This is a genomic window from Virgibacillus necropolis (assembly GCF_044793635.1).
GTDB lineage: Bacteria > Bacillota > Bacilli > Bacillales > Amphibacillaceae > Virgibacillus_F > Virgibacillus_F necropolis_A.
On sequence record NZ_CP084992.1, the window covers coordinates 3,553,503 to 3,566,711 of the forward strand.

The 13,209-nt window shown below is 37.7% G+C and carries 14 protein-coding genes; 10 read left to right on the top strand and 4 right to left on the bottom strand.

What is annotated here, in order from left to right; genetic code table 11:
• Positions 1-6: 6 nt before the first annotated feature.
• Positions 7-1,146 (top strand): CaiB/BaiF CoA transferase family protein, encoded by a 1,140-nt coding sequence (locus tag LG329_RS17615; RefSeq protein WP_404452140.1) that lies wholly within the window; start codon positions 7-9, stop codon positions 1,144-1,146.
• 61 nt (positions 1,147-1,207) lie between these two features.
• Positions 1,208-2,827, top strand: a complete 1,620-nt coding sequence (locus tag LG329_RS17620) for a long-chain fatty acid--CoA ligase (protein ID WP_404452141.1) — start codon at positions 1,208-1,210, stop codon at positions 2,825-2,827.
• Between the two features lie 86 nt (positions 2,828-2,913).
• Here the strand turns inward: LG329_RS17620 and LG329_RS17625 are convergent, their stop codons facing one another.
• Positions 2,914-4,404: a BCCT family transporter gene (locus tag LG329_RS17625; protein ID WP_404452142.1), complete on the bottom strand. Its 1,491-nt coding sequence runs from the start codon at positions 4,402-4,404 to the stop codon at positions 2,914-2,916.
• Between the two features lie 222 nt (positions 4,405-4,626).
• On the opposite strand from LG329_RS17625, the gene LG329_RS17630 reads away from it, so the two are divergent.
• Both LG329_RS17630 and LG329_RS17635 read left to right on the top strand, forming a co-directional pair.
• Complete coding sequence (locus LG329_RS17630) at positions 4,627-5,136, top strand: GNAT family N-acetyltransferase (protein ID WP_404452143.1); 510 nt, start codon at positions 4,627-4,629, stop codon at positions 5,134-5,136.
• Positions 5,137-5,213: 77 nt separating this feature from the next.
• Entirely contained in the window at positions 5,214-5,384 is a 171-nt protein-coding gene (locus LG329_RS17635) for a hypothetical protein (RefSeq protein WP_404452144.1), read from the top strand.
• 285 nt (positions 5,385-5,669) lie between these two features.
• Here the strand turns inward: LG329_RS17635 and LG329_RS17640 are convergent, their stop codons facing one another.
• Together LG329_RS17640 and LG329_RS17645 are read right to left on the bottom strand one after the other, a co-directional pair.
• Positions 5,670-7,589: a vWA domain-containing protein gene (locus LG329_RS17640; RefSeq protein ID WP_404452145.1), complete on the bottom strand. Its 1,920-nt coding sequence runs from the start codon at positions 7,587-7,589 to the stop codon at positions 5,670-5,672.
• A gap of 281 nt (positions 7,590-7,870) precedes the next feature.
• Positions 7,871-8,746 carry an AAA family ATPase gene (locus tag LG329_RS17645; protein ID WP_404452146.1) on the bottom strand — a complete coding sequence of 292 codons (876 nt, stop codon included), beginning with the start codon at positions 8,744-8,746 and terminating at the stop codon, positions 7,871-7,873.
• A 239-nt stretch (positions 8,747-8,985) separates the two neighbouring features.
• Between LG329_RS17645 and LG329_RS17650 the strand changes: the two genes are divergently transcribed.
• From LG329_RS17650 to LG329_RS17670, 5 genes are all read left to right on the top strand, one after another.
• Positions 8,986-9,393 carry a hypothetical protein gene (locus tag LG329_RS17650; protein ID WP_404452147.1) on the top strand — a complete coding sequence of 136 codons (408 nt, stop codon included), beginning with the start codon at positions 8,986-8,988 and terminating at the stop codon, positions 9,391-9,393.
• A 122-nt stretch (positions 9,394-9,515) separates the two neighbouring features.
• The gene (locus LG329_RS17655; protein WP_404452148.1) at positions 9,516-9,707 is read left to right on the top strand and encodes a helix-turn-helix transcriptional regulator; all 192 of its coding nucleotides are present in this window, start codon (positions 9,516-9,518) and stop codon (positions 9,705-9,707) included.
• 12 nt (positions 9,708-9,719) lie between these two features.
• On the top strand, positions 9,720-10,115 hold the full coding sequence (locus LG329_RS17660; RefSeq protein ID WP_404452149.1) for a hypothetical protein: 396 nt from the start codon (positions 9,720-9,722) through the stop codon (positions 10,113-10,115).
• Between the two features lie 161 nt (positions 10,116-10,276).
• Positions 10,277-10,852, top strand: a complete 576-nt coding sequence (locus LG329_RS17665; RefSeq protein ID WP_404452150.1) for a DUF4256 domain-containing protein — start codon at positions 10,277-10,279, stop codon at positions 10,850-10,852.
• Between the two features lie 244 nt (positions 10,853-11,096).
• On the top strand, positions 11,097-11,594 hold the full coding sequence (locus LG329_RS17670) for a hypothetical protein (protein ID WP_404452151.1): 498 nt from the start codon (positions 11,097-11,099) through the stop codon (positions 11,592-11,594).
• Between the two features lie 627 nt (positions 11,595-12,221).
• On the opposite strand, the gene LG329_RS17675 is transcribed toward LG329_RS17670, so the two are convergent.
• Positions 12,222-12,389 carry a hypothetical protein gene (locus tag LG329_RS17675; RefSeq protein ID WP_404452152.1) on the bottom strand — a complete coding sequence of 56 codons (168 nt, stop codon included), beginning with the start codon at positions 12,387-12,389 and terminating at the stop codon, positions 12,222-12,224.
• A gap of 216 nt (positions 12,390-12,605) precedes the next feature.
• Here LG329_RS17675 and LG329_RS17680 point away from each other — a divergent pair, with 216 nt between their 5' ends.
• On the top strand, positions 12,606-13,040 hold the full coding sequence (locus LG329_RS17680) for a cell wall hydrolase (RefSeq protein ID WP_404452153.1): 435 nt from the start codon (positions 12,606-12,608) through the stop codon (positions 13,038-13,040).
• Positions 13,041-13,209: the final 169 nt, after the last annotated feature.

The window sequence follows — 13,209 nt, forward strand, 5'->3', positions numbered from 1 at the left end:
TCTGTATTGCCGTTAAAAAACACACGGGTTTTAGATTTAACACGATTATTACCAGGACCTTATTGCTCCATGTTGCTTGCAGACTTTGGGGCAGAGGTTATTAAGATAGAAGATCCAAAAATGGGTGATTATGCCAGACACTATGAACCAAAACTGGACGAGGACAGCACACTGTTCCATTCGCTTAATCGAAATAAAAAAAGTGTCTGCTTAAATTTAAAGTCTGAGGATGGGAAAGCAGACTTTCTGGAAATAGTTGCAAAAGCAGATGTTGTTGTTGAGTCTTTTCGCCCTGGTGTGATGGAACGGCTTGGACTGGATTACGAGAAATTGAAAAACGTAAATCCAGGACTCGTATATTGTGCGATAACGGGTTATGGGCAAACCGGTCCGTACGCAAATAAACCTGGTCATGACATCAATTATCTTAGTTATGCAGGCTTGCTCAATTTGATGGGAGAAAAAGAGGGGAGACCGGTAATTCCTGCTACCCAAATAGCAGATATAGGAGGTGGTGCGTTCCCAGCTGCTTTAGGTATTTTATTAGCACTTATGGAAAGAGAAAAGTCTGGGGAAGGGCAATTTGTTGATATTTCCATGCTGGATGGAGTGATTTCCTGGTTGCAAACTGCTCTACCGAACTATTTATCTCATAATACGACGGTGAATCGTGGGGAGCAAATGTTAGCTGGAGGGCTGGCTGCGTATGCAGTTTATGAAACAAAAGATGGTCGCTTTCTTTCAGTCGGTGCCTTGGAGCCAAAATTCTGGGAAGCATTTTGTCTTGCGATAGAAAGAAGTGATTTTATTCCGCTTTTAGAGGCGCCATTACAGGAGCAATATCGGTTAAATTATGAAATACAAACGATTATATCCGAAAAAACGCTTTCAGAATGGCTCTCTATTTTTTCAGACATAGAAGCATGCGTAACTCCAGTATTGTCCTTTGAGGAAATGACTGAAGACCCACAAGTTATCGCACGCGGTATGATTCAGACAGTGAAACACGTAACATTGGGTGAAACAAAACAAATTAGTACGCCAATCAAATTGTCGAAAACACCAGGAGATATTCGTTCCCATGCTCCGAAACTGGGTGAACATACTACAGAGTTCATGAAAGAGATGGGAATTTTGAAGAAGTAGATTAGTGTTTTGAACTTTTTTAACACCAAATTTAGTTAAAAAAGAAAAGGGGTAATTTATGATGATGAATACACCATTAACTTTAGTTTCTCTTGTAGAGCGTGCTGAAAAGTATTTTCCAAAGAAAGAGGTCATTTCCCGTACCTTGGGAGGGGTACAGCGATTTAGCTATAAAGAAATAGGGGGAAGGACAAGATCCCTAGCAAGTGCACTGGAATCGCTTGGTGTGAAAAAAGGTGACAGAGTAGGAACGCTGGCATGGAATCATCACAGACACCTGGAAGCATATTTTGCCATACCTTCAATGGGCGCGGTTTTGCATACAATTAATATTCGGTTATCAAAGGAACATCTGAGCTATATTATTAATCATGCGGAAGATAAGGTTTTACTTGTCGATGCTGACCTGTTGCCGTTACTTGAAAATATTAAAGATGAATTGGAAACGGTGGAAGCATTTATTGTGATGACGGATGAAGAAACCTTACCAGATTCGAGTCTTAAACCTCTCTATTCTTATGAAATCCTACTTGATAAAGCAGATGAAAAGTATACATTTTCAAACAAAATTGCCGAAGAAGATCCTGCTGGAATATGCTATACATCGGGCACGACTGGTAAACCAAAGGGCGTCGTTTACTCCCATCGTGGTCTCGTCCTGCACAGTATGGCAATAAGTCTTGCTGATACGGCAGCGGTTTCGGAATCAGACGTCTGCTTGCCAGTTGTACCTATGTTTCATGCGAATGCATGGGGGATGCCTTTCGCGGCAACCTGGTCAGGGTCGACACAAGTTTTACCTGGACCTTATCCTACACCACAACTACTTGCTGAATTAATTGAATCAGAAAAGGTAACGATTACGGCAGGTGTTCCGACAATTTGGTTAGGGTTGCTAAATGAACTGGAAGGAAAAAGTTATAATACCAACAGTTTGCGTGCAATTCTTTGTGGAGGATCCGCAGCACCAATGGGGATGATACGAACCTTTGAAACAAAATATGGTATTCCGTTTATCCATGCGTATGGTATGACAGAAACGACGCCGCTTGTTATCCTTTCCAGGTTGAAAAGTTATCAGACCGATCTTCCTGAAGAGGAAAAACTGGAATTACGCTCAAAGCAGGGAATGGTTGTACCTGGAATTGAAATTAAGGTGATTAATGAAAACGGTGAGGCAAAACAAGATGGGAAGGATATGGGAGAACTTCTTATTCGAGGTCCATGGATTGCGGATGAATACTACAAAGACGAACGGAGTACAGATGCATTTCGTGATGGATGGCTTCATACAGGGGATGTTGCTACGGTCGACGAAGAAGGATTTGTTAAAATAGTTGATCGAACAAAGGATTTGATCAAAAGTGGTGGAGAATGGATTTCTTCAGTGGATTTAGAAAATGCCCTGATGGCACATGAAGCAGTTTTTGAGGCTGCGGTTGTCTCTGTCCCTCATCCCAAATGGCAGGAGCGACCTATCGCTTGTGTCGTGCTGAAAGATGGCTATCATGATACTGTTACCAAAGCTGATATTAATCGTTTTTTGGAACCGCAGTTTGCCAACTGGTGGTTGCCAGATGATGTTATTTTTATGGAAGAGATACCGAAGACTTCTGTTGGGAAGTTTTTGAAAATGGCATTAAGAAAACAGGTTAAGGAATATATGTCTTTGCAATCATGATGCTTAGTGCCTGGCAGTCGAAACTAGTTTGAATAGTTTCGACTGTCAGGCACTTTGTTTTTTTTCGGATAGTTTTAGGTTGCCTTTCACCTTTTTCTTCCTAACGTTTTCACTTCACTGTTAAGCGCTTTTAACAGTGAAACCATCATTAAAATCATTACGAATGAAAAAGGGAGTGCGGCGGCGATAATGGTATTTTGAAGTGCTGTTAACCCGCCAACATAAAGTAAAATCAGAGCAACTGAAGACTGTGCAAGGCCTAGAGCAATTTTTACACTATTTGGAGGTGTTAGTGACCCGTTTGTAGATTGCATGCCTAATACAAATGTTGCAGAGTCTGCAGACGTTACAAAAAATGTCATAATAAGTAAAATCGCCATCATGGATAAAAGGAATGAAAGTGGTAATTGGTCAAACATGTTAAATAAAACTAATTCCGTTTTATATTGCGTTAAATCAACACCGCTATTTTGTATATGGCCTGCTGTTGTGCCAAAGGTCGAAAACCAAATGGAAACAATAAGTGTTGGTATTACAATGACTCCAACCATAAATTGACGGATGGTTCTTCCGCGGGACACTCTGGCAATAAACATACCTACAAAAGGTGCCCAGGAGATCCACCAAGCCCAGTAGAAAAGGGTCCATGCATCAAACCATTTCCGATTATCGCCTTCAAGTGGTGCAGTACGGAAACTCCATTGTACGATGTTTTGTAGATACAAACCAAACGTTTCTGTAAACATGTTTAAGCTCAGTAATGTTGGGCCGACAATCAACACATTAATAAATAGCAGGATAGCAAGTATCATGTTCACATTGGATAAGTATTTTATTCCCTTGTTCAAGCCTGAACAGGCTGACATAAGAAATAAGGCGGTAACAATGAAAACAATGATGAACTGTGAGGTAAAGCCAACTTCTATTCCAAAGAGGTGGTTTAGTCCGCCGTTAATTTGGACAGCGCCGAAGCCGAGTGAAGTGGCAACACCAAATATGGTTGCAAATGTGGCAAGAACGTCTATCATTTTTCCAAAGGGTCCTTTCATTTTGTTGCCAAACAGTGGCTTTAATGTCGCGGAAACTAAGCCTGGTTCACCTTTGCGGAATTGAAAAAATGCTAGTGACAGTGCAAACAGACCATACATCGCCCATCCATGAATCCCCCAGTGGAAAAATGTAACGGCAAGTCCATTTTTAAACGCTTGTTCAGAGCCTTCCCCTCCAAACGGGGCATTCGAAAACGAGTGAAAAAGTGGTTCAGCCGCACCATAAAAAACAAGACCGATTCCCAAACCTGCAGAGAACAGCATGGCAATCCATGATCTTGTAGAAAAATCGGGCTTTTCATGGTCTTTGCCCAATCGAATTTTACCATAAGGACTAAATGCTATAAAGATGGTCATAATCACCAAGGCAGTCATGAGCCACATATAATACCATCCGAATGTTGTGGATAGAAAAGCATTAATATCGGTAGTTACTTGCTCAAATTGCGTAGGTAATAAAGCACCTAGTAAAACAAATATAATGACTAATGCGATAGTAATATAAAAAACACTAGAAACTTTTTTCATGCCAAACCTCCTTGTTATAAAACTAATTGAAAGTTACCGTCAATGTATAAATTATATTGTCACAAAAAACATACACTATACTTTTTTACAACAGGCTTTTCCCATGTGTTTGGTTTCATGAGAAACGATTTTGACGAAGTTTTAGATTTGTAATTTAGAGCCATTTTGTTTTTGATAAAGCGTATAATATAGGTATTATATTTTGGAATGGTGGTAATTAGTATGAATATTTCACTTGAGAAATTACATATCAAGGATGCTGAAGCTTTATTTGAGTTTGAACTTGAAAACAGGACTTTTTTTGAAGAAATGGTACCAACACGTGGTGACGATTACTATAACTTTGAGAATTTTAGAGTAAGACATAAAGCCTTATTGGATGAACAGGAACAAGGTGTTTCGCGTTTTTATCTGATCAAAAATAAAAACGGTTCTATTCTTGGAAGGATGAATTTAATTGATATTGATGAAACTCAAAGTCTTGGTCATGTAGGGTATAGAGTTGGACAAAAATATATTGGGAAAGGCATTGCTAAAAAGGCATTGAAATTGTTATTGGAGACTGTAGGCGATACGGGTATTGAAAAAATTAAAGCAAAGACGACAATTAATAACCAAGCGTCCCAAAAAGTTTTAGAGAATAACGGATTTAAAATTTTATCTACTGGTGATGAAACGTTTGAAATGCATGGTCAGAATTTAAAATTTGTATATTATTCTTGGTCTAAATAAGTATTTCATAATGAACGAACGGGTAGGATCCAATAAGTTTTGCTCAATGAATGTGATTGACGGAAGGGGAGGATTATATGAATAGGTATCAAAAAATATCATTATTTGTTTCAATTGGTTTTCCGCTTTTCTTTCTTATAATCACACTTATAACCGGAAGATGGGGATTCTTCTTATGGAGTTTACCTCCAAGTTTTATTACCGGTGTTACAACCTATTTTCATTCAAAAAAATACGTTAAAGAATAATATTGCAGCATTCTTATGGTGCTAACAAGCGCTTATCTACACTCTTATTAACTGTTGGATTTTAGTGGGAAATGGTACAATTATCAGGTGGATAGTATTTTAGAGGTGATATTGTGCTAATTTTAATTACTGTAATCTTAATAGTGTTTTTTGTTTGATTTTACAAGAATCAGAAAGCAAAATGAAACAATGATTGATTATTACCATTTTTAATAGTGGGTAAATATAAAAGTAAAAACGCTCAAAAAATCATTGATTTTTTGAGCAAGTTGGAAAGATCACCAGCTAAATCATCCGCAGCAACAACTTCTTCAAAAGTGGTGCGAAATGTTCAGGTAGCTCGGCAACACTTGGAATCATGACGCGTTCCTTCCCGTAAATATTTTTCATCGTTGAATCTTCTCTTTCGTCAATCTCTCCATCTGCTAAAAACATGCCAATCACATCGATGCCTTTTTTACGGGCCTCCAATACTGCAACGTTCGTATCGATAATGCCATTTTGATCATAATTCATAGCAGCTGGTTCGCCATCTGAAAATACAAGCAGGAATTTGTTCTTTTCTCTCCTGGCTGTTAATGCCTTTGTCATGACCCGTATGCTAAATCCATCGCGGTTATCTTCCTGTGGCTCAAGCTGCATGATTCTTGCCCCATTGTTCTTATAGTAAGAATCCGAGTGAGAATGGATTTCATGAAAATAATTCGGTTGATAGTTTTCCTTCACGTCATTTGCATCCTCCCAAAAACCGACGATGGAATGGGGGATCTTCAGCTGATTTAATACTTCATGAAACAGAACAATTCCTCGTTTGGTTTCATCCATTTTGTTATGCATGGAAGCGGAACAGTCCACGAGCAGGGTGAAAACGGCATCAACGTCTTTTGATTCCTGATTTTTCTTATAAAATACCCTCGGGTTTTCATCGACAATAACAGGCAGCAATTTTTTTGATAGGCGACCAAACATTAAATCTTTCCGTGGATCGTTCTTTTTGTGTTCCAATACTTTTTCAATGGTGGACGCAAGCTTTCGTTTGTAGGCTTCAATCGTACTTACTACTTTTTGGTAAGCCAGTTCATCTTCCTTCGAGGGTGATGTAGCTTTCTTTTCAATCGCGACAGCATCCTTATTTGCCTCGCCATAGATCGATTCGGTTGCTTGCTTTCCTTGGTTTGATCCTTGTTTCTCTAGCGAATCGACTTCTGAGTAATCATTTTTATCGCTTTGTCCTGAAGCCCCTTGAATGGTTCCCATCGTTTGATCAGCATCTTCGGTTTCCCTCGTTCCGCCACCCAAAATGTTTGTCTTCGTGCCATCTTCTAATTCAAATTGCAGAAAGGTTTGCTCCCTGTCACTGTTTTGATTTTCCCGGTGCCAGCTGGAAAATTGTTCATCGAAATACTCATTTTTTTCTTCATCTACTTCTTCTGTATCATCGTTCGCCACATCGTCTGTCCGTGTTAATTCATCGAATAATGTATTCAGGCTATACTTTTCGATGTTTGAGATGGGAAATGTGAAATAGTCCTTTACCATGTCGTTGTAATCGACCTCTAATTGCAAGACGATCTGCTCAGCAATCCTAATTACCGCTTTCGTACCTTTTGCTTCAAATGATGCATAAATATGCGGTTTTATTTTTTCCATATGGGTAAGCTGTTGCTCATTCGCCCTTGGAAAAGTTGGATCTGGCTGATCAGATTGGAGGACCAGATAGATGAGACAAAACAATTCATCAAGCGGATAGCTTCTTGTCACGGTCGTCGCAAGTTCTTTTTCAAAATGATGTTTCAAGTATTTTCTACGGATAGCAAATTCCCTTTTCGTACCTGGTCGATCTTTTGTAATGATCTCCTCCAGGCGTAGATCCTCCAGTAACGTAACAAGCTGAACAGCAAATTTGGGCAGACTTGATTCGTTTGTCTGTTCTAAATAGGCTTTTAAGGAGGGCACGTGTGATTCATGTAATGTTCCAATCGTCCGTAAAAACACATCCGTTTTATACCCGGACTCCTTAATCACTTCATTCACCACATCCCAGAAATGACTGCCTGTCACCCTGTCATCGATAAGGTCAATAAATGACCCATATGTATAGTCGAATGTTAAATCCGGATTATCCGCTAAAATAGTGGTTAAGTCCTGTAATTGCAGAAATAAATTCGTATCAATCTTGGAATCATCCCATCGATTATATTTCATCGGGTAACCTCCTTTCGTGTCTGGATTCCGCTTTTCTGTGTCTAGCTAGGCTCCTAGCGACTAGCAAATAGTTAGTCCTGATGAATGTACGGAAAGTTCACCGTACGTTCACAGTCCTATCTATTTGTACGTCACTGACCAGTTGCCTTCGCTTTTCTTGTCTAGCTGCTGCTCCTAGAAGCTGCTGTCATAAGCAAGGAACACTAAGAACGCTAAACCCATGCGTTCTATGGTTCCTTGCTTATGCGTCCGCTTCTGACCAGTCGCCTACGCTTTTCTATTTAGAACAGCGTGTCTGTTAGATTTTTGACAAACTCTTGTTCTCTTTCTTCCTCTAACTTGTCTACGATAGAACGAAGAATTGCACGTTTTGGCGGAATGATAACACTTAGATCACAAGCGTCAAGCAATGCGCGGATTGATGCAGCATCTTCTGATAGTTTTCCTTGGGAAACGGCACGAATGAGATCGGTGGACAAGGTAACAAACAAGTCAATTGTCTTTTCGTTCGTTAATTGTGTATTCGTTTGAATCAAGTTCTTTAATTGTTCGCCTTCAATATACGGAACATCAATGACAATGAAGCGGTTTTTCAGCGCCTCATTCAATGGGACTGTACCAACATAACCTTCGTTGATCGCAGCAATTACATTAAAGCCATTTTTTGCCGTAATGATTTCGTTTGTAAATGGATTGGTAATCGTTCTTCGGTAGTCAAGCACGCCGTTAATGAGCGGCAATGTTTCTGGTTTGGCCATATTTATTTCATCAATATAGAGAAAGGTACCACCATTCATGGCACTCGTCACGGGACCCGGTACAAATTCAATCCGTTGTTTTTCTGCTTCATATGTCAACGTTTTAAAGCCCATTAAGCTTTCTGCATCCAAATCCACCGAGCAATTCACACTGAACATCGGTTGATGGAATAGATTAGATAAGGTTTCAGCGAACTTTGTTTTTCCAGCGCCTGTAGGACCTTTCAGTAAAATGTTTTTCCCCATGCTAAGCGCCGAAATCGCATCGATTAACAGTTCTATATGAGGGGGGACATAGCCACCTTCTCGAATTAATTCTTGAAATGAGTCATCATTTTCTCTTTGGTTTTTATTCAAAATTGCAGTTATATTTTCTGGCAGATTGTAGTTAGTGTGCATGGGTAAACTCCTTTCAAAGACATTTTAAACCTTATGAGGAAAGATGACAAAGTTTGTGGGTTGGGAATAGGATTCTTGTCCCACTTTTCCCATACAAGCCTACAATTCTGAACTTGCCTGTTCTTCTTTAAAGTATGTATGTATCTCCTATATGAAGTAAACAATTTACATGGTGAGTCAAAAATTGATAGTTCTGAGATGAATACCTGAACACAACAGTTATGGAAAGGGGAGACAGCATGTTTTCTTTTCGAGGAGACGCACATAAACTTTTTCTTACATTAAAAGGGCAAAAGGATATCCATTCCAATAAGGAGCTTAAAGAGACAGCTGAAATCAAATCCTTCTATGAATCCCTTGAAAGCAAAACACTCCAATTAGTCCATTATCGAATGATTAAAGAACGAAACGGAATGGGGATGATCCCTATCTTTGTTACTGGAATTCCCTGGCTTTTGTTTTTAATTTCGGACAAAATTCAGGACGTTTTGTTTACGAAGGGCGGCATGCATTGGGCGGCTTTTATTTTTCTTTACCTCATTCTTCTAACGATTAGCGTGATTTTTCATTTTAAGGAAAAAGCATGGGCTGCGTTTCATATTGAAATGATCGAGGATATTTTGAGTGAGAGGGATAAAGGCAGTTAACGTAAGCAGTTTAGGAAACAATGAACCAACGAAAGTGTAAAACATAGTTGACATTATTGTTGGTTCCCTTATAATTATAACTGTAAAATATATTTTACAGTTATGGATTAAGTTGGTGATTTATGAAAAATCGAATAAAAGAATTAAGGAAAGCTAAAAAACTTTCTCAAGAAGAACTAGCGAATAGTTGTGATGTATCTCGTCAAACAATCAATGCAATTGAGAATGAAAAATATGACCCAAGTTTAAACTTAGCATTTGAATTAGCCAGAAAGTTGGATACTAGGGTGGACGAACTATTTCTAAAAGAATAGGGGGGGATTTATATGAAAAAAAATTCAAATCTGATAAGCGGGATATTCTTATCGTTAGCCACATTATTTTTATTATCGATGTATGCTTCAGAATATATCAATGGATTGGAAATAGGCATAACAGATGTGATGATTTTTGTTTTATTACTAACTTCCTGGTTTCAATTCTTCACATGGGGTTCGGATAAAAAGGTTCAAAAAGATGAATTAGGGAAAAAGGTAGCCAATAACAGTGCGAAATTAAGTTATCATATTCTAACAGGAAGTCTGTTCATTGTATGGATTATTGACAGGATTGTCTTCGTGAGAAAGAATGAATTTGGTAATGTTTCTTTGTTTATAGCACTTTGTCTTGCAACTATCCTCTTCCCAATAATCCAGTTTTTTTCAGCAAGGAAATACATATAAAGCAAAATAACCGTAAGCAATTTCTTGCTAATGAAACAGGCCAGGATTGTGGAGGAATATATTTACTTAATCATATAATTTATTGTAAACTGAATTCAGACAATTATTTAAACGATTTATTATAAAACCATTATGAGTATAACAATAAGGGGGAAATTAACATGACAAATAAAATCAGCAATAAAAAGGAATTGTCACTAGAACAACGTGAAGAATTAATCGGAGCATTGAAAGCCCGTTTTGAGAAAAACATGCACCGCCATGAGGGTTTTGAATGGGCTGAAGTCCAAGCAAAGTTGGATGCTAATATTGAAAAACTATGGTCGCTCAATGAAATGGAAAGAACTGACGGTGAACCGGACGTTGTTGGTCATGATAAAAAGACGAGCGAATACATTTTTAATGACTGTTCAGCAGAAAGTCCTAAAGGTCGCAGAAGTATTTGTTACGACCGTGAAGCGCTGGAGTCTAGGAAAAAACATAAACCAGAAAATAACGCTATTGATATGGCAACTGCCATGGGCATTGAACTTTTAACGGAAGAACAATATCGAGCGTTGCAGAAACTTGAAACTTTCGATAGGAAAACATCGAGTTGGGTGCAAACCCCCTCTGATATTAGGGAACTCGGTGGTGCCCTTTATTGTGATTGGCGCTTCGGGCATGTCTTTTTGTATCACAACGGTGCGGACTCTTACTATGGTGCCAGAGGGTTCCGTGGCTCGCTAAGAATCTAAATTTTGCACAAACAGCTAAATTTGAATTTGCGAATGGATCACCTAAGGAAAGGCTTTAATTTATTCTTCAACTATCGGGATGATGAAAATAAAATTATACAGAATGAAGTATTGAAATATATGGAATACAAGTGATAATATTATTAAATCAGTGTGTAGAGATATTGGTCTGATATAATTGATCAAAAATATATGTCTCATGATACGTCTGCCATCTGAAATATTATAAATGGAGATGACGAATATGCATGAGGAAACAAGATTACCCCGAAACGGAAAAGAATTTGTATTGTTTTTAGCCATCATTTCGGTGCTTTCAGTCAATATTATAGCACCACTTATCATGGGATTTGAATTTGGATTCAATAAAGAGGTTTATTTTAGAACATTACATGTAATTCCGTTTGTATGGATTTGTGTAATTTTATTGGTAATTCTAGTTGCAAACCCGATAGTTAGCAAATTGGTACCAAAGTTCATTAAACCTACGGACGGATTTAATGCAAGAGTATTGTTCACTATATTGTTTAGCGTAACCATTTTGTCCATTTTACTGACAGTTATCGGGTCTTGGATTGGCATGAGAGAAATTAGTTTGGAACCGATTCAAACGTTCTTTTATGATTGGCCACGTAACTTTTTCATTGCTTTTTGGGTTGAAACGTTAATTGCCCAGCCGATAGCAAGATTTGCAATGAAAAAATTACATGCAAGTCAGACAAGTAAAGCAGTAAATGCATAACACTTAATCTAAGTATTATTGTTGGCAAGGGTAATCCCTAAGAAATAATTTATAAGCCCACAGAGCCGATTGGTTTTATTAAAAAATCAGTCGGCTTTTTTAAGCATAAAGTATAGGTGGAAAAACATATTGGCGGACGTAGAAAAACGGAGAGGAGAGGTTAATAATAATATTTTTAATAATTTTGTCAGCTCTATTGGCAGGAACATATTTAGTGACACTTGGAATGTGGGAATTTAAGAGAAGGAATTAACAAAAAAAGATATATTACATATATGGCTATTGGATTATTTTTAGTATTTGCCGTTTTACGACTTTAAATTACTCAAGTCTTTGCTCCTAAAGGGCGCGTTCTGAAGTAAAGATCAGCGCTCATTTTTCAATTAAGCCATTTTGTGGAGGATTACTGATCAAGAGGTGGAATCCATGTTTCAAAAAGACAATAAATCTACATTATTAAATTATCTAGTTACATATGCATGTCTGTTCTTTATATTCTATTTCGCTGTCATGGTATTTAAATACATTACTAATGATAATTTAGATTGGTTAGAAACTTTTATATTCATGTTTTGTATTTCTCTTATATACCTTTTATTAAGGCAAACAAAAAAGAGATAAGCGCTTTTAATGCATGGGGCTATCGGTTTCGGTTTCCCCCTTATCTATTTTTTCGTATCTTACGGAAAGTGTTGCTTCGAACCACTTAGGAATTGATTTATTATGAACAAGCTGAAAATCAATTAACTCATCTTTACATTCCCATCTATGTAAGCTTCCATGTCTATCCTTCATTATTGCTCCTTGAAGGTATCTTAATCAACAGTATTAGCATAGAATGCATAACATGATAGTGTGTCATGTTTAATGTTAGGTGTTTGTTTATTTCCACGATCATTTGTAGCAGTATTGCTATGGCATTTTGTGGATCTAAAATTTTGAACGACAGTACCAATATAAATAATGAAATCAGGTAGACTTTTTTCATACAATATTTTGGGGGTGAAAAAAATGCCAATAGTAAAATACACCAGTGCAGACGTTGCTTTAATGGCAAGGATGATGAGAGCGGAAGCCGTGGGTGAAGGAAAACAAGGAATGTTGTATGTGGGAAATGTAATTGTTAACCGGGCAAAAGCGGATTGTTTAGATTTTAAAGATATAAGAACAATTAGAGAAGTCATTTTTCAAGTACAAGGAGGAAATTATTCTTTTGAAGCTGTTCAAAAGGGTAGTCTATTTTATAAAGGAGCGAGATCTGCTGAGAAAAGATTAGCAGAAAAGAATTTGAAATTTTGGAGACAACACCCAGCGAGATATGCTCTTTGGTATTTCAATCCATATACTGCATGTCCTCCAACATGGTACGGGGAACCTTTAACTGGTCGTTTTAAAAATCATTGTTATTATGAACCAGCAGCTGGAACATGTGCCAGTGTTTATTAATTTATTGTATTTTATGAAATTGTACTTAAACTGAGGCTAGTTTAAGAGGTACCTAGGAACTGGTTCCTAAGTAAAAGGCTCTTACTTTGTGTTCATCTACACAAAGTAAGAGCCTTAATTGTTTATTACTTTTTCTTTTATTATCGATATCGTCATTATCTTCCTCCGA

Bases quoted from the DNA above. Each gene is read 5' to 3' on its own strand.
- LG329_RS17620 (WP_404452141.1), top strand. From the start codon at position 1,208: ATGATGAATACACCATTAACTTTAGTTTCTCTTGTAGAGCGTGCTGAA.
- LG329_RS17625 (WP_404452142.1), bottom strand. From the start codon at position 4,404: ATGAAAAAAGTTTCTAGTGTTTTTTATATTACTATCGCATTAGTCATT.
- LG329_RS17630 (WP_404452143.1), top strand. From the start codon at position 4,627: ATGAATATTTCACTTGAGAAATTACATATCAAGGATGCTGAAGCTTTA.
- LG329_RS17635 (WP_404452144.1), top strand. From the start codon at position 5,214: ATGAATAGGTATCAAAAAATATCATTATTTGTTTCAATTGGTTTTCCG.
- LG329_RS17640 (WP_404452145.1), bottom strand. From the start codon at position 7,589: ATGAAATATAATCGATGGGATGATTCCAAGATTGATACGAATTTATTT.
- LG329_RS17645 (WP_404452146.1), bottom strand. From the start codon at position 8,746: ATGCACACTAACTACAATCTGCCAGAAAATATAACTGCAATTTTGAAT.
- LG329_RS17650 (WP_404452147.1), top strand. From the start codon at position 8,986: ATGTTTTCTTTTCGAGGAGACGCACATAAACTTTTTCTTACATTAAAA.
- LG329_RS17655 (WP_404452148.1), top strand. From the start codon at position 9,516: ATGAAAAATCGAATAAAAGAATTAAGGAAAGCTAAAAAACTTTCTCAA.
- LG329_RS17660 (WP_404452149.1), top strand. From the start codon at position 9,720: ATGAAAAAAAATTCAAATCTGATAAGCGGGATATTCTTATCGTTAGCC.
- LG329_RS17665 (WP_404452150.1), top strand. From the start codon at position 10,277: ATGACAAATAAAATCAGCAATAAAAAGGAATTGTCACTAGAACAACGT.
- LG329_RS17670 (WP_404452151.1), top strand. From the start codon at position 11,097: ATGCATGAGGAAACAAGATTACCCCGAAACGGAAAAGAATTTGTATTG.
- LG329_RS17675 (WP_404452152.1), bottom strand. From the start codon at position 12,389: ATGAAGGATAGACATGGAAGCTTACATAGATGGGAATGTAAAGATGAG.
- LG329_RS17680 (WP_404452153.1), top strand. From the start codon at position 12,606: ATGCCAATAGTAAAATACACCAGTGCAGACGTTGCTTTAATGGCAAGG.